The following is a 17,551-nucleotide window of genomic DNA, read 5'->3' on the forward strand; positions in this document are numbered from 1 at the left end:
CGCCTTCCCTTAAGGAGGAGAAAGCCATGACATCAGCGATCTACGCTCCCGATACCGACAGGCTCCAAACGAAGACCGCCGGCCATGCCGTCAGCGCCGCCGCACTTCTGTCGATCATCGAATGGCTTTCCGGCGATGAATGCCACGCGCTCGACGAAGCGGGCCTCGTCTCCGGCCTCGGCCGCAGGCTCCAGGCGCTCGGCCTGCCTATCGACCGGTTGACCCTGCATCTGATGACGCTGCATCCCGAGTTCATCGGCCGCACCATCGCCTGGGCGCCGGGCGAGCCGGTCGAGATCCACGACCGGGAACACGGCGCCCGCGTCGCCATCGCCAATACGCCGCTGCGCAAGGTCATGGAGACCCGGGAGCCGCTGGTCGTCGATACCGGCGAAAGCGTGCATGGCCGCTGGCAGCATATCGATGTCTTCGCCGATCGCGGCCTGATGCAACTCGTCATCGCGCCGCTCTGCAACGTCGACGGCCCGGTCAGCGCCGCCGTCTTCGGCACCAGGCGGCCTGGCGGCTTCACCGCCCCGGAGCGTCAGGTGATCGAGCGCATCCTGCCGGCGCTGCGCAACACCAGCGAGCTGCGCATTCTGCGCCAGGTCGAACTCAGCCTGCTCGATACCTATATCGGCCCGCTGACGGCAAGCCGCATCCTGGCCGGCCGCATCCGCCGCGACGAGATCGAATCGATGGAGGCGGCACTGCTGCTCTGCGATCTCAGAGGCTTTACCGAACTGTCGAACCGTCTGCCCGGCAGCACCGTGCTCGGCCTGCTCAATGCCTATTTCGACAGGATCGTGCCGGCCATCACCCGAGAAGGCGGCGAGGTGCTGAAGTTCATGGGCGATGGCGTGCTTGCCTTCTTCCCGGGTTACGATGCCGCCCATTCCTGCGGCGCCGCCCTGGCATCGGCCCGCGCCATCCTCGAGGAGATCGACCATTTTCAATATGAGGGCATCGGCGTGAAGGCCGGCATTGCCCTGCATTACGGCGAGGTCAGCTACGGCAATGTCGGCTCCGGCCGTCGCCTTGACTTCACCCTGATCGGCGGCGACGTCAATCTTGTCAGCCGCATCCAGACCGCCTGCAGCGAGTTGGGAGAGGCCTTGCTGATGTCGGCACCGTTCCGTCAGGAGGCCGGGGCAGGGGATGTGGTGTCCGCCGGGGCGCACAGGCTGAAGGGTTTTGCGGATCCGGTGGAGCTGTTCACGATCGTGCGGTAGGTGCGAACCCAGCCCGGAGATACTGCGCCCCAACGCCCACTTGCATAAAATGCATGGCAGCTCTGCCCGAAACGGTTTCGTCTTCCCCCATCTTTTCGCCATAGTGGCGCCGAAATTCCGTAAGTGGGAGGAGAGGCTTATGACGGTGCTGTTCGACGAACAAGGCGAGATCATCCGCGAACTGGGTGTTGCCGCCGACATCGACCCTGAGCACGAGATCGAACGGCGGACCGCGTTCCTCAAGGATTATCTCGTCGCCTCGGGCATGCGCGGCTACGTCCTCGGCATCAGCGGCGGCGTCGATTCGCTGACGGCGGCGCTGCTGGCTCAGAAGGCGGTGCGCGAGCTGCGGGACAGCGGCCACACCGCCGAATTCATCGCCGTGCGCCTGCCCTACGGCGTCCAGGCAGATGAGGCCGATGCGGTGAGGGCGCTGGAAACGATCGGCGCCGACCGCTCGATGGTGGTCAACATCAAGGAGCCGGCCGATGCGATGCTTGCCGCCGCGCTAAATGGCGGCCTCGCCTTCGCCGATGCCGGCCGGCAGGATTTCATCCTCGGCAACATCAAGGCCCGTCAGCGGATGATCGCCCAGTTCGCCCTGGCCGGCGCCCTTGGTGGCCTCGTCATCGGCACCGATCACGCGGCCGAGGCGGTCATGGGCTTCTTCACCAAGTTCGGCGATGGCGCCGCCGATATCCTGCCGCTCGCCGGCCTCAACAAACGCCGCGTCCGTCTGCTGGCAAAGCGCCTCGGCGCCCCGGACGAGCTGGTGTTCAAGGTGCCGACGGCCGATCTCGAGAGCGAGCGCCCATTGCGCCCCGATGAAGAAGCCTATGGCGTCAGCTATGACGAGATCGACGATTTCCTCGAAGGCAGGCCGGTCGGCGAGATCGCCCGCCGCCGCATCCTCGCCGCCTATCGTGCCACCGGCCACAAGCGTGCCCTGCCGGTCGCCGTCAACGCCGTCTGATACCCCTCGGTGTCGCGGTGTGGCCGACCTCGTGTTTACGGCCTGACCGGCGAGCCGGTCCGTCCTGATGAGGCGAGATAGGCGTGTGGCGCAAAATAGACGCCGTCGGCATCGAAGGCCTCGAGATCTTCGGCCTGCAGCGCCTCGCGCACCTTCGGTCGAGCCGCCACGCGGGCCATGAAGCCGTGCAGTGCCGGCCATTGCTTGAGATCGATGTTGGTCCAAGGCGACCAGTTCAGGCAGACGAAGAGATAGGCATCCGCCACCGTAAACGCATCGCCGGTGAGATAGGGTCCGGCAAGACGGCCGTTCAGCCAGGCGAGTCGCTTCGATATCAGCGCGCGGATCTCCTCGTGAACGCTGGAATAAATCGGATTGAAGAGCAACACCATCGGCTTGTGCAGCTCGGCAGTGATGAAGTTGAGATAGGATTGCACCTCGTTGCGGCGGATGTTGCCGACCTCAGGCAGCAGGGCTGCTCCTTCGGGCACGCTGTCGGCGAGGAACTGTACGATCGCCGGCCCCTCGGTCAACACCTTGCCATCGTCGAGCATCAGCGCCGGCACATAGCCGTTGCCGTTGATGGCTAGATAATCCTCGCCGTTGCTCGTCCGATGGGTCTGCCGGTCGACCTGGACGAGTTCGATATCGAGCCCCAGCTCCCGGCAGATGATGTGCGGCGAAAGCGAACAGGCCGCGGCGTGCATATAGAGTTTCATTGCGGTTTCCTCTCCTTGGGGAGGCAGGTGATGCCGCCCGCCGATAGCGTTGAACATTTGTACTGTTTCGCATAAAATAAACTTCGTCAAGAATTTAATGCGAAACGGTACAAAATATGAAGGACGAGAAGAAGCGCGGCCGCCCGAGGGGCTTCGACCCCAAGGCGGCGCTTGGCAAGGCGCGGGATGTGTTCTGGGACAGGGGTTTTGCCGCCGCCTCGCTCGACAATCTGAGCGCTGCGACCAACCTCAACCGCCCGAGCCTCTACGGCGCCTTCGGTGACAAGGAGGATCTCTATCTCGATACGCTGGAGGGGTATCGGCAGGACGGCATGGACGTGCTGATTGAGGCGCTCGACCCGTCACTGCCGCTTCGCGACAATATCGCCCGCGTCTATGCGGGTGCGCTGGCGATCTATCTGCACGGTGAAACCGCCGCCCGCGGCTGCCTGCTGATCGGCACGGCATCGGCCGAAGCGGTCCAGCATGAGCGGGTCCGCGAAGTGCTCGGCCGCAGCCTCAACGATTTCGACGACGAGATCGAAAAGCGCATGCGCCTTGCCGTGGAAAGGGGTGAGCTTCCCCGAAGCGCCGATCCGCAGATGCTTGCAAGGCTCGCCTCCGCCGTCATGCATTCGCTCGCCGTCCGCGCCCGCGCCGGCGACAGCCGCGAGACGCTGGAAGCGATCGCCCGGTCAGGCGTCGAGATGATCTGCGGGAGCGCGCCTTAGCCGGATGTCTGCCGATCCCGCGGCCGCGCTACCCAGGCATAGGCAGCGCCGGCGACAAGCAGCACGGAGGTGCCGAGGAAAACCGCCCGCATGCCGATATGGCCGCCGACGAAGCCGCCAAGGATGGGGCCGGCGACCTGGCCGACATATTGCGAGGAGATGGAAAGCCCGAGAATGCTGCCGGCCGCACTGTCCGGCACGCTGTGGCGGATGACGGCGGCGATGCAGGGCAGAAGCCCGCCAAGTGCTGCGCCCATCAGAAAACGCAGGATGATCAACTGCCAGGAGCTGGTGACGAAGGCCTGCGGGATCAACAGCAGCCCGGCGACGGCGAGGGCGCCTGAAATCACCGGCCAATGGCCGATCCTGTCTGCAAGCTTGCCGAGCCACGAGGCCGAGAGAATGCTGCCGAGGGCGGCGGCCGACATGACGACGCCCGATACGATCGTCACCTGGGCTTCTACGGCCACCAGCTGCGCGACATAGACGGTGATGATCGGCTCGATCGACATATTGGCAAACATCAACAGCATGCCGGTTGCCAGCATGGCGACGACAGGCCGCTTGTCGGCAATGGATTTCCAGCCGCCGCTGGCCTTGGCGGCCTGCTTGCGGGCCGGCGATTTCTCCTCCTTGATCAGCAAGGCCGTGGCGAGAAAGGCGAGGAAGATCATGCCGCCGGCGGCGAGAAACGTGCCGCGGATGCCGATGATCGGCGGGAGCGCCCCGCCGAGCAGCGGCCCGACGAGATTGCCGGCCATGATGCCGGAGGAGAGCACGCCGAGCGCCCAGGCCGAACGGTCCTTCGGCGTCTGCGTCGCCACCAGCACCATAGAGCCGGAGGAGTACCCGCCGGCAAGCCCGACGAAGAGGCGCAGCGCCACCAACTGCCAGACATTGCCGGCCATGCCCATCAGCGCGATCGCCACCGTCATGCCGAGACTGGCGCGCACCAGCATCAGCTTGCGGCCATAGATATCGCCGAGCCGCCCCCAGAGCGGCGCGACGAGGGCGGCGGCAAAGAAGGTGGCGCCATAGGCGATGCCCGACCATTGCACGATCGCCGCATGGTCGCTGACACCGAGTTCCTCGACATAGAGCGGCAGAAAGGGAAGCAGCAGCGTCATCGCCACGATCGTGGTGAAGGAGCCGATCAGCGAGATCACCAGGTTGCGCTTCCAGTAGATCGAGCCCGGCCTGGCGCTGGCAGCTTCCAATTGCGTATCGGTCATTCTTTCGGCCTCGGCATTGATCGCGCGGCGAAGTTCCGCCCGCCCGATGAAACGATGTACCCCTTGCCGCGGCGAGGAGATCGACGCGGGTAAAACTGTCCTGAGATCGAGCTTTTCGAGGTCGAGCGCACGGGCCTGGCGGAGCATGCGCTCGTCGTTCCAGGGCGGGCACGCGCTGATATAACCGCCTTGTCGCCCGTCCTTCAAGACGGCGTTTGCGCATCGGTGGCCTGTCTTTGGGAAATTATCGCCGTAAGCTGGACCCGTTCCGGCAAAAGTGTTAGAACGTGACCGATTGCATAATGCAATCAGTTAAGCCGAGGAGATTGCCATGAGCGACATGCGCACATCCCGAGAGCAGACCGTCCGTCATCTCTACGCCGCCTATCTCGACGACCGCAAGGATATGGTCGGCGCCATCTTGACGGAGGATTTCACCTTCTCCAGTCCGCGCGACGACCACATCGACCGAGCGACGTATTTCGAGCGCTGCTGGCCGAAGGAGCCGGTCTTCCGCGACTTTCACATCGAATTCCTGGCGATTGACGGCGACGAGGCGGTCGTCCGCTACCGCGCCGAAAAATTGGACGGCGGCAGCTTCCGCAACATCGAGAGCTTTCGCTTCCGCGGCGACAAGATCGCCTCCGTGGATGTCTATTTCGGCCGGAATCTGTAACCCCTTTTACAGGATCCGCATCGCCGACGTGCCGATGATGATCATCGAGACCGCCACCATCAACGGTCGCACCGGCAGCCTCTTGACCAGGATCGCGCCGAAGGGGGCAGCGATGACACCGCCGATGATCAGGCCGATCGCCGAATCGAGCTCCGACCAGCCGAGCGTCAGGACGAAGGTCAGGGAAATCGTCAGCGTCACTGCGAATTCGGTGAAGTTGGTCGAGCCGATCACCCGCTTCAGGTCATGGCCGCGGCTGACGAGCGAACTGGTGACGATCGGCCCCCATCCGCCGCCGCCGATCGCATCGAGCAGGCCACCGAAAAGCCCGACCGGCGGCACGATCCAGTCGCGAACATCCCGCTTCGGCGGCGGCCGGAAGGCTTTGTAGAGAATCACCAGCCCGATCACGATCAGATAGGCCGACACGAAGGGCTCGATCGCCTTGCCGTCGACATTGGCAAGCAGATAGGCCCCCATCGCGCCGCCGAGCATGCCGGCCGGGGCGAGCCGCGCCACCAGGCGCCAGTCGACATTGCGGTGATAGGCATGTGAGAGGCCCGAGGCGGCGGTCGTGAACATTTCCGCCACATGCGTCATCGCGCTGGCATTGGCCACCGGTACCCCGAAGGCGAGAAGGCTCGTCGTCGACAGCACGCCGAAGGCCATGCCGAGCGCGCCATCGACGACCTGCGCGCAGAAGCCCACGACGATGAAGAAGAAAAAATCCGATGTCATGCGGTCCCCCCAGGCGAACGGTAGTATCAGAACAAACGACGCGGGGAAAAAAGTTCCGGTCTCAGGCGGCCAATCCTCTCAGGCGATAGGTTCGCGCGGTTTCAGCCGGATGATCTTGAAGAAGCCGTTCGGAAAGACCGGCAGGATTTCAGCAGCGTCAAAATCGCCGCGGCGCTCGGCCCAGGCGATGATGCGGTGGATACGGAAGGCGGAGGACCAGCCGATATGACGCACCAGCGGCGCCACCGCCGTCTCGATCGCGCCCTGCAGGCCGGCGCCGTCGCCAAGCTTGCTGGCAAGGATGATCTCGCCGCCCGGCCGCAGCACCCTTGCGCATTCGTCAAGCGCACGTTCGGGCTCGGGGATGAGCGTGATGACGAAGGGCAGGCAGACCGCATCGAAAGACCGGTCGGCATAGCTCAGCGCATGCGCATCCATCACATCGAGCGCCTGCACATGCTGCAGATTTTCGCGTTTCGCCTTTTCGCGCGCCCGCGCGATCATATGTTCGGAAATGTCGATGCCGGTCACCCGGCAGCGGCGCGGGTAGTGCCCGAGCGTCAGGCCGGTGCCGACGCCGATCTCCAGAATATCGGTGCCGGCCGCGGCGGCCAGCGCCGCCAGCTTGCGGTGGCCATCGCGCAGGATGCCGCGATAGACCCGGTCATAGACCGGCGCCCAGCGCTGATAGATTTTCTGCTGATCGTCCGCCCGGTTGCGAAGCTCTGACATGCCGACACCTCCCCAGCAAGTCCAGCAAAAGTGCACAGCGGTTTTGCGTTCGGAATTGCTTAAAACAAAAGATTTGGAGCGGTTGCGCGCTTCCATGAAAAAGCTGATCCGCTCGAAAGCCCAGCCTTTCAACTCCCAAGGGTAGCCTTCGGTTCCCCAGGAATGTGACGCAGGTCACAAATTGCCATGGTGGATCACCCGCAGCAGACTATTTTGCCGGCATCAGCCCGAGCTGTTTGGCATCTAGCTCGCTGCCGATCTCGACGGTCTTCTTCTGCTTGTCGTAGACGCAGATCTGGACAATCAGCCCCTTGGCACCCTTCGGTTTGCCCGTCACCAGGGCGAGCCCGTAATGCGAGCTGCCGAAGGGATCGACAGTGGCGCTGGGCTTTTCGATCGTGACCGCTGCCTTCTTGCATTTGACTTCGACGTCGGCAGCAAGCTGCTTCCAGGCATCGTCGGAGGAGGCATGCGCCGCAGCTGGGAGCGAAAGTAGCACCGCGGCAGCGAGAAGCTGGATTATATTCCTGTTCATATCGGTCTCCGTTGATCTCCGTCACAGGCGAAGCGGTTTTCGCGGCGCGCAACCCGGGCGATTTGCCCGCGCGACTAAAGCCCCGTAACTGAGGCAAATTTTCCTCCGGCCGGTCGTTTTTTGATATTTCGCCGGTTGCCTCTCCCCCTTTCCCCTCCTATGTTCCGCCACACCTGCCGATGACGCAATCTATTGCCAAGAGGAGATCTGACATGGCTTTCGAATTGCCTGAACTTCCCTATGATTACGAAGCGCTTGCTCCCTTCATGTCGAAGGAAACGCTGGAGTTCCACCACGACAAGCACCACAAGGCCTATGTCGACAACGGCAACAAGCTCGCCGCCGAAGCCGGTCTTTCGGATCTCTCGCTCGAAGACGTCGTCAAGAAGTCTTTCGGCACCAATGCCGGCCTCTTCAACAACGCGGCCCAGCACTACAACCACATCCATTTCTGGAAGTGGATGAAGAAGGGCGGCGGCGGCAACAAGCTGCCGGGCAAGCTCGAAGCGGCCTTCACCTCCGATCTTGGCGGCTACGACAAGTTCAAGGCCGATTTCGCCAATGCCGGCGCCACCCAGTTCGGCTCCGGCTGGGCCTGGGTTTCCGTCAAGAACGGCAAGCTCGAGATCTCCAAGACCCCGAACGGCGAAAATCCGCTGGTTCACGGCGCCACCCCGATCCTCGGCGTCGACGTCTGGGAGCATTCCTACTACATCGACTATCGCAACGCCCGCCCGAAATATCTCGAAGCCTTCGTCGATAGCCTGATCAACTGGGACTACGTCCTGGAACGCTACGAAGAAGCCACGAAGTAAGCGGCACCGGACTCGCCGCCATGGTGGCGATGTCGCCCGCCTCTTAGAATTCAGCACCCGGCGTCTCAGGCGCCGGGTGTTTTGTTTTCACACAAAGCCGTCACATCCCTGTCACCGACCGCTCCTAATCACGCCCCCATGTCGTCTTCCGATTCTCCCCTGTTCCGCTTCGGCATCATCGCCGATCCGCAATATGCGGCGATCGCGCCGCATATGGCCATGGATCGCCACTATGCCAACAGCCTCGCCAAGGTCGCCGAGGCGATCGAGACATTCAACGGTGAGGAACTGAGCTTCGTCATGACGCTCGGCGATGTCATCGACCGCAGCTTTTCAAGCTTCGACGATATCCTGCCGGTCTATCGGAAGCTCCGGCATGAGGCGCTCTTCCTGCTCGGCAATCATGATTTCTCGGTTTCGGCGGGGCATCTCTCCGAAGTTGCCGCGCGTCTCGGCATGCCGTCGCCCTATCACAGCTTCTTGCGCCACGGCTGGCGCTTCATCGTGCTCGACGGCAACGAGGTCAGTATCTTCGCGCCGCCCGAAGGCCATCCTCATCGCGCGTTGGCCGCCGAGATGCTGGCGGAGCTGCAGGCCAAGGGCGCGGCGAATGCCCATCGCTGGAATGCCGCGCTGAGCGACGAGCAGTTTGCCTGGCTCGGCGATGAAATCGCAAAAGCGGCCGCGGCCGGCGAGAAGGTAATCGTCATGAATCACTATCCGGTGCATCCGCCGAGCGAGCATGGCATGTGGGACAGCGAACGCATCGTCGCGCTGCTCGCCTCACGCAGCAATGTCATTGCCTATCTCAACGGCCACGACCATGTCGGCAATTACGGCATGGCCGGCGCCTGCCACTTCGTCAATTTCAAGGGCGTGGTCGACACCGAGACCAAAAACGCTTTCGCGATCGTCGAGGTCCATCCCGACCGCCTCGAAATCCGCGGCTTCGGCCGGGAAGAGAGCCGCACGCTGGCTTATTAGGTTGCTCGCTACTGTTTGATTCACGCGAGCAGCTGCCCCTCACCCTATAACCTTACCGGGGTCGAGCCACTCGTCTCGCCCCGTCCTTCGGACCCCCTTAAAAACGGGGCGAGGGGACGTGCCATGCGAGAGGCTGGCGGGGACGGAGAGGTCGCGGCATATCCCCTTCGCCCCGCCTGCGGGGGGCCGGAGGATGGGTCGAGACACGTGGCTCGATCCAAGCAGAGGTGCCGGCAGGCGGATGAGGGGCTGGTCTCGCCAACCTCATGGCCGGAATGTTAGGTGACACTGACGCCTGCTCGTACCTCAAACGCCGCGCCTCAGGCAGGAACAGCCTTCTCCGTCCAGCCGCTCGTCCACAATTCCCGCAGTCCATCGCCTTCACCCTTGAAGAAGCCATCGGCCTCCTCGCAGTGCTCCACCCGGTCACTGCGGAAATTGCGGATCGCCTGGCGCAGTTCGCACCAGGCGACGATATTGGCGGTCTGCGAATAATAGATCAGTGCGACCGGCCGGATCGTCCTTTCGCTGGCGCGGCCGAGTTCGTCGCGGTAGCCGAGCATCAGCTTGCGTTCGTCGCGGATCGCCCGGCGCACGATCGCCAGGTCCAAGCCGGCCGGCTGCGCGATCGAGCCCCAGGCATAGAGCGCCTTGTTGTCCATCGCCTGGCGCAGCGGGGCGGGCACCGCGCCTGAAATCTTCCGGTTGACCCGGCGCGCCGCCTGTTTCAGTTCCTCGTCCGCCGTCCGGTCGAGCAGCGCCAGCGACAGCACGATCGCCTCCATCTCCTCGATCGAGAACATTAAGGGCGGCAGGTCGAAGCCCGGTCGCATGATGTAGCCGATGCCGCGCCCGCCTTCGATCGGCACCCGCATCGCCTGGAGTGCGGCGATGTCGCGATAGATCGAGCGCGCGGTCACTTCGAGCGTCTCGGCCATGTCAGCCGCCGTTATCGGCTTTCTTGCCAGCCGGAGGATCTGAATGATCTCGAAAAGCCGCGAGGCCTTGCGCATTTAACCTCTCCCATCCGCCACGCTCCTGACAGTACACTGTCAGTTGGGTTCCCGTATAGAGCCGCCTATCAGATTGAAATCAATCAGGGTCTTTGAAAACGGCCCGCAGAAATTCAAGGCGGTAACTGACATGAACTACCATGAAAACCTCTGGCTTTTCTTCACCCTTCTGTTCGGCATCATCATCGTGCCGGGCATGGACATGCTCTTCGTGCTCGCCAATTCGCTGACCGGCGGCGTCAGGCGTGGGCTGGCGGCAACCGGCGGCATCATGGCCGGGGGTGCGGTACATTCGGCCTATGGCGCGGCCGGCGTCGGCGTGCTCGTCACCATGCTGCCCCAGCTTTTCAACGTGCTGCTCTTTGCCGGCGTGGCCTACATGATCTGGATCGGGATTTCGCTGATCCGCAGCTCGATCACCGTCGAGGCGGTCGGGCCGGGAACGGCGCGCTCCGGCTGGCGCGCCTTCCGCCAGGGGGCCGTCACCTGTCTGGTCAACCCGAAGGCCTATATCTTCATGTTTGCCGTCTACCCGCAGTTCCTGAGACCGGAATATGGTCCGCTCTGGATACAGGGGCTGATCATGGGCGTCATGACTGTCGTCACCCAGTTCGCCATCTACGGCACACTGGCGATGACGGCCGGCCGCAGCCGCGACCTGCTCGTCGCCAACCCTGACGTCACGGCCCTTGTCGGCCGCTTCGCCGGACTGCTGCTGGTTGCGGTCTCCGCCTTCAGCCTCTGGCAGGGGTGGAAAAGCGCTTGAGCCGCTGCGGCCTATCACATTGTTTTTATGATGATCCGGCAAAACGTGACTGCCCGGACGCATGGATTTTGGCATGCTCCCGGTGCAGATTGGCCTTCGGCCACCCTGGCCGAGGAGAAACGGAGAGGAATATGAATTGGAAAGCAGTAGCTGCGGCCCTGGCGATGGCCGGCATGGCCGCCGGTTCGGTGACCGCCGCCGACGGCACTCATGATTCGCGCGTTGCGTTGATGAAGCAGATCGGCGGTTCGGCCGGGGCCTTGGCAGCCATCGCCAAGGGCACCAAGCCCTATGACGCCGAGGCCGTGAAGGCGGCGCTGACGACGATCGCCGCAACTGCCAAGGTCTTCCCCGACCAGTTCAAGCCGGGCACGGACACGAATGACGAAGGCGCGAGCCCGAAAATCTGGGAAAACATGGACGACTTCAAGGCGCGCGCCGCCAAGCTCTCCAGCGACGCTGAAACCGCGTTGGCTCAGCTTCCGGCCGATCCTGCGGCCGTCGGCGCCACGATGAACACGCTCGGCGCCAATTGCGGCGGCTGTCACAAGGCCTATCGCCTCAGCAAGTGAGCGATAGGCCATCTTCATCTGGATACAGGATCCGCGCCGGCCTTGTCGCCGGCGCGGATCGCCTTATTCTCCGCCTGCGCAGATCGATCGGGGGATCGATCGACGCGGAAATCTCGGCAAAAGGGGAGGCGGCGCATGGTCCGCAGGTTCATCCGGTTATTGCTCTGTCTGATCGGCGTCGCCGTCCTCGGCGGAGGCGCCTTCTATCTCGTCACCGCACCCGATCCGCTGCCGGAAAGCCATTGGGCCAATCTCGGCGCGCCTGATACGGCAAACGGTGAGATGGTCTTCTGGGCGGGCGGCTGCGTCAGCTGTCATGCCGCACCCGGTTCCGAAGGTGATGCCAAGCTGACACTGTCAGGCGGCCTGGCGCTGAAGAGCCCTTTCGGAACCTTCCACGTGCCGAACATCTCACCCGATGAAAAGGCCGGTATCGGCGGCTGGACGCTTGCCGAGTTCGGCAATGCGATGAAGCGCGGCGTCGGCCCGGGCGGTCAGCATCTCTACCCATCCTTTCCCTATGCCTCCTATTCCCGGATGAGCGACAAGGACGTCAACGATCTCTACGCCTTCCTGAAAACCCTGCCGAAGAGCGCAAACGTCGCGCCGCCGCATGAGCTGCCGTTCCCCTTCAATATCCGGCTTGCGCTCGGCGGCTGGAAATTCCTCTATTTCAACGACCAGCCGCGCGTGGCGCTGGCAAAGAGCGACGACAAGATCAAGCGCGGGCAATATCTCGTCGAAGGTCCCGGCCATTGCGGCGAATGCCATACGCCGCGCGATGCGCTCGGCGGCTTTACGGCGGATCAATGGCTTGCCGGCGCTCCCAATCCGGAAGGCAAGGGCCGCATACCCGATATCACGCCGGCCTCCAAGAGCATCGGCGGCTGGAGCGAGGCCGATATCGCCAGCTATCTCGAAACCGGCTTCACGCCCGATTTCGATTCCGTCGGCGGCTCGATGGTCGAAGTGCAGCAGAACATCGCCCATCTCCCGGCCGCCGACCGTGAGGCAATCGCCGCCTATCTGAAGGCCGTGCCGGGGCGTTAGTGGGGGGCGAAGTCACTGCGGCCTGCAGTTGATAATATCTTTCCACGGGATATCGCTTTGCCCGGCGGCGGCAGCGCTTTCCGCTTCGATATGTCGGTGCTAAACGGCGACGTTTGTATTTCAAGGACATATCATGAAAAGATTGCTTCGCCTGCTGCTGACGATCGCACTTGCGGTCGTGATTTTCACCGGTTTCCGCTGGTATCGCTATATTACCAACACCGACAGCCCCTATGATGAAATCGGCATCACGCTCAACAATGCCATGCCCGGCCCGATCAACAGCTGGGGCTGCGCCAAGCTGAAAATCACCTTTGCCGGCTCCCTGCCGCCATACGGCTGCGCCGCCGCTGACGGGACGCAGTGGAAATAACGGTGCCAACCGGGCGAGGGCTTTCGCGCGTTCACTTGGTTGCTTGGCGCCTTCGGAGGATCCGATGCTCTGTCTACAGGGAGGTGGGACCCGGCATGAGATCATAGGGATGGCGCCAGCCAGCCATGTTTCTGATCCGATCTTTCCAGGCTGCGATAGCCGGAAAGGCGCTGTGATCGATCCCGGTTTCCTCCGGCATGAAGACGTAGCCCGCCAAAGAGAGGTCTGCGATCGTCAGCCGGTCGCCGACCACGAAGGCCCGACGCGCCAGATGTTCGTCGACGATTGCGTAGGCAGCTTTAGCCCTCAGTCTTAAAAACTCGACGACTGGCGTCTCGCCGCACTTCTGCAGGCCATACATGAACCTCAACGTCGCGTAATAGCTCGTGAATTTGTGGTTATCGAAAAGAATCCAACGCATGATGTCTCGTCGTTCTTCGGCTGTCTGCGCCCCGAAGTGCCCAGTCACCTCCGACAAATAGTCAAGGATGATCCCCGATTGGCTGATCTTCGTTTGCCCATGTTCGAGCACAGGGGCTTCGCCCTGCTCGTTTATGGTCTTTCGCCATTCTTCGGTGCGCGTTTCGCCGCCCAGATAGTCAACGAAAGTGCTCTCCCACTCGATGCCGGCAAGTGCGAAGAAGAGCGCGACCTTGTAACAGTTCCCCGAGAGAGCAAAGCAATGTAGCTTGAAATCTGGCATGAAAGCTCCTCATGCAATTCGATAATTGTCGGTAGGCTGAAACCAGTTCCTGCACAAACCCGGCGGGCGCCTCGTGCCTGCCAGCCTTGAAGCGCGTCGCAATCTTTCAGATTCGTTCGTCGCGCTTTAGGGCTTTTTGTTAATGCATCCCGTTATCGCAACACCGCTCGCACCATGCCCGACGCGCTTCAGGCGATCGACTGCATGTAGCGCATGCCGGTTACCGGACGCGGGGTGAAATCCAGCTGTTCGTAGAAGCGGTGCGCCAGCACGTTTCCGGTCGCAGCACTGACGGAGAGGTAGCCGCAGCCGGCTTTGCGGGCGGTTTCGCGCGCCCGGTCGACGAGCAACTGGCCGGTGCCGTGACCGCGATGGCCGTCGCGAACGAACAGATGGTGCAGGTCCATGCCGCGCTTGCCTTCCTGCGCCCTGTAGAGCGGCACCAGAATGGCGTATCCGATCAGCCCTTCGGCGGTCTCGGCCACGAGCGCATGGATCCAGGGCAGCGGACCGAAGAGGTCGCGCTCCAGCTGCTCCGGCGTTGTCGCAGCCGCATCGCCATGATGGGCGGCGAGCAGGGCGATCATCTCGTTGAGCTCGGGCAGGTCGCGCGGCTTGGCGGCGCGGATCGTTACCACCGATGGGCGCATCAGTGAAATTTCGCTGTCTTCGATTTCGGTCATGGTCTTCGCGTCCTTTGATATTCTGCCGTCAGGACGCTGCCGATACAACAAAGCCGCCTGACGGCGGCTTGTTGACAATATGATCTTGTCCGGCCGCCCTTTACAGGTACAGCCAAAAATACGAGCGGCTCTGGTGCGCGTTTTTGATCATGGGCCATAGATCGTCGGAAACGCGGCCTTTGTCAATGGCGGATTAAGCCGCGTATTCGCTTTCATTAGAAAATGCTGTGAGGGGCTCGCGCGGCCATGATCGCATCGAATGTCGCGAGAAGGAGCGGTGCTGAACGACATCATCGGCATTGAGCCCTGGCTTTCGGCTTGATACTATACCCCCCTATGCTATATGAGAACCCACCATGTCCCACACCACCCTGCAGAAAAAGAAGCTCGTCGCCCGCATCAGCCGCCTGAAAGGGCAGATGGAGGCGGTCGAGCGTGCGCTCGAGGCTGAGCGCCCTTGCGGCGAAATTCTGCAGCTGCTCGCCTCGATCCGTGGCGCGCTGACCGGGTTGACCGGCGAGGTGCTCGACGACCACTTGCGCGAACATGTGCTGAATGCCGCCAATGATGCGGCGAGGGCCGAGGCGGTCGAGGAAATATCGGAAGTCTTGAGAATCTATATTCGCTGAATGCCGTGAAGAAGGAGCTGTAATGCGTGCCGGAATCGACAAGGCTGGAATGGACGCCCTGGAACACGACCATGTCTTCCTCGGCGCCGATCACACGCGCAATGAGCGGCGCATCTGGCTGGTGATCGCACTGACGGCGGTGATGATGGTGGCGGAAATCGCCGCCGGCACCGTCTACGGCTCCATGGCCCTTGTTGCCGACGGCTGGCACATGTCGACCCATGCCAGTGCGCTGCTGATTTCGGCGCTCGCCTATCTCTTCGCCCGTCGGCAGGCGCGCAATCCGCGCTTCACCTTCGGCACCGGCAAGCTCGGCGATCTCGCCGGCTTTGCCAGCGCCATCGTCCTTGCCCTGATTGCCCTGCTGATGGCCTGCGAAAGCCTGCTGCGCCTTTCTAACCCCGTGCCGATCGGCTTTGCCCAGGCGATTGCCGTCGCGGTCATCGGCCTTGCCGTCAACCTCGCCAGCGCCTGGCTGCTCGCTGGCGGCGGCCATGCCGGGCATGGCCAGCATGCGCACCATGGCCACCATCATCACGCTCACGGCCACCACGGACATGGCGATCACGGGCGCCATGGACATGGCGACCACGCCCACACCGCAAAGACCGGCGACAACAATATCCGCGCCGCCTATCTGCATGTGATCGCCGATGCCCTGACCTCGGTGCTCGCCATCGCGGCGCTGACGCTCGGCAGCCTTTACGGCTGGCTCTGGCTCGATCCCATCATGGGCATCGTCGGCGGGCTGGTCATCGCCAACTGGTCCTGGAGCCTGATGAAATCCTCGGGCGGCGTGCTTCTCGACGTCGTCCCCGAAGGCGAGACGCTGCCGGCCGAAATCCGCGGCGCCATCGAGACGGAGGACGATCGGATCACCGATCTGCATGTCTGGCAGGTCGGTCCCGGCCATCATGCCGCGATCGTCGCCGTCCTCACCTCGCAGCCGCGCGACCCGGCCTTCTACAAGGGCAGGCTTTCGGGCCTGGAGGAATTGTCCCATGTGACGGTCGAGGTCACCCGCGCCGCGTGACCAGTGCGGACGATAGAGGTCGCTCGGCGGGCGAAGAGGTCGCCGCGTTGACGACAAGTCGCCGCAATCGCTCCTTAGCTCTGTCCTCCCACCCGCCGGAGGATTTCATGGATCTCAGTTTGACCCGCCGCATGCTGCTCGGCTCGGGCCTTTGCCTGCCCGCGATGGGCCTGCCCGCGCTGGTGCTTCCCGCCAATGCCGAGGAGGGGACCAAGGAGGAGAATACCGAGAAGGGCGACGACGACATCCAGCACCGCCTTGCTGCGCTCGAAAAACGCACCGGCGGCCGTCTCGGCGTTTCGGTGCTCGACACTGAAACGAGCATCTCCTTCGGCTATCGCGGCAGCGAGGCCTTTCCGATGTGTAGCACCTTCAAGGCGCTGGCAGCAGGTTTCGTGCTGGCCCGTGTCGACAAGGGCGAGGAGAAGCTCGACCGACGGGTGACTTATGGCAAGGACAAACTCATCGACTATTCGCCGCTCAGCGAAAAACATGCGGGCACCGACGGCATGACCGTTGCTGAACTCTGCGAGGCGGCGGTGACCGTCAGCGACAATACCGCCGGCAACCTGCTGCTCGAAAGTTTTGGCGGGCCGGCAGGACTGACCGATTGGCTGCGCTCGATCGGCGATGGCACCACGCGTCTCGACCGCACCGAACCGACGCTGAACGAGGGCAGGAAGGGCGATCCACGCGACACGACGACCCCGGAGGCGATGCTCGACACGCTCGGCAATCTGACGCTCGGCTCGGTGCTTGCCGAGGCTTCCTGCGACCGGCTGATCGCCTGGCTGGTGGCCAGCACCACAGGCAAGGAACGGCTGCGGGCCGGTCTGCCCCAGGATTGGAAGGTCGGTGACAAGACCGGCACCGGCCCGAACGGCACTCTCGGCGATATCGCCGTCATCTGGCCCCCGGATCGCGGCCCGATCGTCGCCGCCGTCTATATCGCCGAGGCGACCGCACCGGTGACGGAACTCAACCCGGTCTTCGCCGAAGTCGGCCGCATGATCGTCGAGATGGTGTGAATCGGGAAAATGCGAAGGGCATAATCGACAGCTGTCCGGTTCTCGCCGGAAAACCCCTCCCCAACCCCTCCCCACAAGGGGGATGGGCTACCGTGCGGCGCCCGTTGCATTTCATTCCTGACGGCGCAGCATGTGGCGGCGTATTTTGGTGGCTGGATCCCGCAGCGGGTTAGTCCCTCCCCCTTGTGGGGAGGGGTTGCGGAGGGGTCTTTCTCAAACACGAGCAATTCGAAATGCTCCCGCTCAGGCGCCGGAAACGTCGCCTGCCGTCTCGGTGCCGTCGTCCTCATGCCGGCCATTTCGCTCTTGATCTGCTCGGCGATTTCCTTTTCGA

General features: G+C 62.9%; 21 protein-coding genes. 13 read left to right on the forward strand and 8 right to left on the reverse strand.

Going from position 1 to position 17,551, the window contains the following annotated elements:
- The first annotated feature begins 26 nt into the window (after positions 1-26).
- Positions 27-1,232 carry an adenylate/guanylate cyclase domain-containing protein gene (locus tag FHT79_RS28600; protein ID WP_097595742.1) on the forward strand — a complete coding sequence of 402 codons (1,206 nt, stop codon included), beginning with the start codon at positions 27-29 and terminating at the stop codon, positions 1,230-1,232.
- 139 nt (positions 1,233-1,371) lie between these two features.
- Positions 1,372-2,205, forward strand: a complete 834-nt coding sequence (gene nadE / locus FHT79_RS28605) for an ammonia-dependent NAD(+) synthetase (protein WP_047614250.1) — start codon at positions 1,372-1,374, stop codon at positions 2,203-2,205.
- 35 nt (positions 2,206-2,240) lie between these two features.
- On the opposite strand, the gene gstA is transcribed toward nadE, so the two are convergent.
- The gene (gstA, locus tag FHT79_RS28610) at positions 2,241-2,924 is read right to left on the reverse strand and encodes a glutathione transferase GstA (protein WP_097542722.1); all 684 of its coding nucleotides are present in this window, start codon (positions 2,922-2,924) and stop codon (positions 2,241-2,243) included.
- Between the two features lie 116 nt (positions 2,925-3,040).
- Between gstA and FHT79_RS28615 the strand changes: the two genes are divergently transcribed.
- A complete protein-coding gene (locus tag FHT79_RS28615; RefSeq protein ID WP_097595741.1) occupies positions 3,041-3,655 on the forward strand; it encodes a TetR/AcrR family transcriptional regulator in 615 nt (204 codons plus the stop codon).
- On the opposite strand, the gene FHT79_RS28620 is transcribed toward FHT79_RS28615, so the two are convergent.
- Entirely contained in the window at positions 3,652-4,887 is a 1,236-nt protein-coding gene (locus FHT79_RS28620) for a multidrug efflux MFS transporter (RefSeq protein WP_097595800.1), read from the reverse strand. The genes FHT79_RS28615 and FHT79_RS28620 overlap by 4 nt on opposite strands.
- Before the next feature lie 331 nt (positions 4,888-5,218).
- Here FHT79_RS28620 and FHT79_RS28625 point away from each other — a divergent pair, with 331 nt between their 5' ends.
- Entirely contained in the window at positions 5,219-5,563 is a 345-nt protein-coding gene (locus FHT79_RS28625) for a nuclear transport factor 2 family protein (protein WP_025570125.1), read from the forward strand.
- 6 nt (positions 5,564-5,569) lie between these two features.
- On the opposite strand, the gene FHT79_RS28630 is transcribed toward FHT79_RS28625, so the two are convergent.
- From FHT79_RS28630 to FHT79_RS28640, 3 genes are all read right to left on the reverse strand, one after another.
- The gene (locus FHT79_RS28630) at positions 5,570-6,301 is read right to left on the reverse strand and encodes a sulfite exporter TauE/SafE family protein (RefSeq protein WP_025570126.1); all 732 of its coding nucleotides are present in this window, start codon (positions 6,299-6,301) and stop codon (positions 5,570-5,572) included.
- 78 nt (positions 6,302-6,379) lie between these two features.
- Positions 6,380-7,033 (reverse strand): class I SAM-dependent methyltransferase, encoded by a 654-nt coding sequence (locus FHT79_RS28635; RefSeq protein ID WP_025570128.1) that lies wholly within the window; start codon positions 7,031-7,033, stop codon positions 6,380-6,382.
- A gap of 208 nt (positions 7,034-7,241) precedes the next feature.
- Complete coding sequence (locus tag FHT79_RS28640) at positions 7,242-7,568, reverse strand: hypothetical protein (protein WP_025570130.1); 327 nt, start codon at positions 7,566-7,568, stop codon at positions 7,242-7,244.
- 212 nt (positions 7,569-7,780) lie between these two features.
- Between FHT79_RS28640 and FHT79_RS28645 the strand changes: the two genes are divergently transcribed.
- Positions 7,781-8,383, forward strand: a complete 603-nt coding sequence (locus tag FHT79_RS28645) for a superoxide dismutase (protein WP_008528928.1) — start codon at positions 7,781-7,783, stop codon at positions 8,381-8,383.
- Between the two features lie 138 nt (positions 8,384-8,521).
- The gene (locus tag FHT79_RS28650) at positions 8,522-9,367 is read left to right on the forward strand and encodes a metallophosphoesterase (RefSeq protein WP_025570133.1); all 846 of its coding nucleotides are present in this window, start codon (positions 8,522-8,524) and stop codon (positions 9,365-9,367) included.
- A gap of 320 nt (positions 9,368-9,687) precedes the next feature.
- On the opposite strand, the gene FHT79_RS28655 is transcribed toward FHT79_RS28650, so the two are convergent.
- Positions 9,688-10,380: a YafY family protein gene (locus FHT79_RS28655; protein ID WP_025570135.1), complete on the reverse strand. Its 693-nt coding sequence runs from the start codon at positions 10,378-10,380 to the stop codon at positions 9,688-9,690.
- 130 nt (positions 10,381-10,510) lie between these two features.
- Here FHT79_RS28655 and FHT79_RS28660 point away from each other — a divergent pair, with 130 nt between their 5' ends.
- From FHT79_RS28660 to FHT79_RS28675, 4 genes are all read left to right on the forward strand, one after another.
- Positions 10,511-11,146, forward strand: a complete 636-nt coding sequence (locus tag FHT79_RS28660; protein WP_025570137.1) for a LysE family translocator — start codon at positions 10,511-10,513, stop codon at positions 11,144-11,146.
- Between the two features lie 131 nt (positions 11,147-11,277).
- Positions 11,278-11,718, forward strand: a complete 441-nt coding sequence (locus tag FHT79_RS28665; protein ID WP_025570139.1) for a cytochrome c — start codon at positions 11,278-11,280, stop codon at positions 11,716-11,718.
- A gap of 135 nt (positions 11,719-11,853) precedes the next feature.
- Positions 11,854-12,768: a cytochrome c gene (locus FHT79_RS28670; RefSeq protein WP_025570141.1), complete on the forward strand. Its 915-nt coding sequence runs from the start codon at positions 11,854-11,856 to the stop codon at positions 12,766-12,768.
- 133 nt (positions 12,769-12,901) lie between these two features.
- Complete coding sequence (locus tag FHT79_RS28675) at positions 12,902-13,141, forward strand: hypothetical protein (RefSeq protein WP_047614263.1); 240 nt, start codon at positions 12,902-12,904, stop codon at positions 13,139-13,141.
- A gap of 73 nt (positions 13,142-13,214) precedes the next feature.
- On the opposite strand, the gene FHT79_RS28680 is transcribed toward FHT79_RS28675, so the two are convergent.
- Both FHT79_RS28680 and FHT79_RS28685 read right to left on the reverse strand, forming a co-directional pair.
- Positions 13,215-13,844 (reverse strand): glutathione S-transferase, encoded by a 630-nt coding sequence (locus tag FHT79_RS28680; protein WP_025570145.1) that lies wholly within the window; start codon positions 13,842-13,844, stop codon positions 13,215-13,217.
- A 188-nt stretch (positions 13,845-14,032) separates the two neighbouring features.
- Positions 14,033-14,527 (reverse strand): GNAT family N-acetyltransferase, encoded by a 495-nt coding sequence (locus FHT79_RS28685; RefSeq protein ID WP_025570147.1) that lies wholly within the window; start codon positions 14,525-14,527, stop codon positions 14,033-14,035.
- Between the two features lie 356 nt (positions 14,528-14,883).
- On the opposite strand from FHT79_RS28685, the gene dmeR reads away from it, so the two are divergent.
- From dmeR to bla, 3 genes are all read left to right on the forward strand, one after another.
- Positions 14,884-15,156 carry a Ni(II)/Co(II)-sensing transcriptional repressor DmeR gene (gene dmeR / locus FHT79_RS28690; protein WP_025570150.1) on the forward strand — a complete coding sequence of 91 codons (273 nt, stop codon included), beginning with the start codon at positions 14,884-14,886 and terminating at the stop codon, positions 15,154-15,156.
- Between the two features lie 22 nt (positions 15,157-15,178).
- Entirely contained in the window at positions 15,179-16,189 is a 1,011-nt protein-coding gene (gene dmeF, locus FHT79_RS28695; RefSeq protein WP_025570152.1) for a CDF family Co(II)/Ni(II) efflux transporter DmeF, read from the forward strand.
- Between the two features lie 107 nt (positions 16,190-16,296).
- On the forward strand, positions 16,297-17,217 hold the full coding sequence (gene bla / locus FHT79_RS28700) for a class A beta-lactamase (protein WP_183904591.1): 921 nt from the start codon (positions 16,297-16,299) through the stop codon (positions 17,215-17,217).
- Positions 17,218-17,551 lie beyond the last annotated feature (334 nt).

This window comes from Rhizobium sp. BK212 (assembly GCF_014197475.1).
Taxonomy (GTDB): domain Bacteria; phylum Pseudomonadota; class Alphaproteobacteria; order Rhizobiales; family Rhizobiaceae; genus Rhizobium; species Rhizobium anhuiense.

Bases quoted from the DNA above. Each gene is read 5' to 3' on its own strand.
- FHT79_RS28600 (WP_097595742.1), top strand. From the start codon at position 27: ATGACATCAGCGATCTACGCTCCCGATACCGACAGGCTCCAAACGAAG.
- nadE (WP_047614250.1), top strand. From the start codon at position 1,372: ATGACGGTGCTGTTCGACGAACAAGGCGAGATCATCCGCGAACTGGGT.
- gstA (WP_097542722.1), bottom strand. From the start codon at position 2,924: ATGAAACTCTATATGCACGCCGCGGCCTGTTCGCTTTCGCCGCACATC.
- FHT79_RS28615 (WP_097595741.1), top strand. From the start codon at position 3,041: ATGAAGGACGAGAAGAAGCGCGGCCGCCCGAGGGGCTTCGACCCCAAG.
- FHT79_RS28620 (WP_097595800.1), bottom strand. From the start codon at position 4,887: ATGACCGATACGCAATTGGAAGCTGCCAGCGCCAGGCCGGGCTCGATC.
- FHT79_RS28625 (WP_025570125.1), top strand. From the start codon at position 5,219: ATGAGCGACATGCGCACATCCCGAGAGCAGACCGTCCGTCATCTCTAC.
- FHT79_RS28630 (WP_025570126.1), bottom strand. From the start codon at position 6,301: ATGACATCGGATTTTTTCTTCTTCATCGTCGTGGGCTTCTGCGCGCAG.
- FHT79_RS28635 (WP_025570128.1), bottom strand. From the start codon at position 7,033: ATGTCAGAGCTTCGCAACCGGGCGGACGATCAGCAGAAAATCTATCAG.
- FHT79_RS28640 (WP_025570130.1), bottom strand. From the start codon at position 7,568: ATGAACAGGAATATAATCCAGCTTCTCGCTGCCGCGGTGCTACTTTCG.
- FHT79_RS28645 (WP_008528928.1), top strand. From the start codon at position 7,781: ATGGCTTTCGAATTGCCTGAACTTCCCTATGATTACGAAGCGCTTGCT.
- FHT79_RS28650 (WP_025570133.1), top strand. From the start codon at position 8,522: ATGTCGTCTTCCGATTCTCCCCTGTTCCGCTTCGGCATCATCGCCGAT.
- FHT79_RS28655 (WP_025570135.1), bottom strand. From the start codon at position 10,380: ATGCGCAAGGCCTCGCGGCTTTTCGAGATCATTCAGATCCTCCGGCTG.
- FHT79_RS28660 (WP_025570137.1), top strand. From the start codon at position 10,511: ATGAACTACCATGAAAACCTCTGGCTTTTCTTCACCCTTCTGTTCGGC.
- FHT79_RS28665 (WP_025570139.1), top strand. From the start codon at position 11,278: ATGAATTGGAAAGCAGTAGCTGCGGCCCTGGCGATGGCCGGCATGGCC.
- FHT79_RS28670 (WP_025570141.1), top strand. From the start codon at position 11,854: ATGGTCCGCAGGTTCATCCGGTTATTGCTCTGTCTGATCGGCGTCGCC.
- FHT79_RS28675 (WP_047614263.1), top strand. From the start codon at position 12,902: ATGAAAAGATTGCTTCGCCTGCTGCTGACGATCGCACTTGCGGTCGTG.
- FHT79_RS28680 (WP_025570145.1), bottom strand. From the start codon at position 13,844: ATGCCAGATTTCAAGCTACATTGCTTTGCTCTCTCGGGGAACTGTTAC.
- FHT79_RS28685 (WP_025570147.1), bottom strand. From the start codon at position 14,527: ATGACCGAAATCGAAGACAGCGAAATTTCACTGATGCGCCCATCGGTG.
- dmeR (WP_025570150.1), top strand. From the start codon at position 14,884: ATGTCCCACACCACCCTGCAGAAAAAGAAGCTCGTCGCCCGCATCAGC.
- dmeF (WP_025570152.1), top strand. From the start codon at position 15,179: ATGCGTGCCGGAATCGACAAGGCTGGAATGGACGCCCTGGAACACGAC.
- bla (WP_183904591.1), top strand. From the start codon at position 16,297: ATGGATCTCAGTTTGACCCGCCGCATGCTGCTCGGCTCGGGCCTTTGC.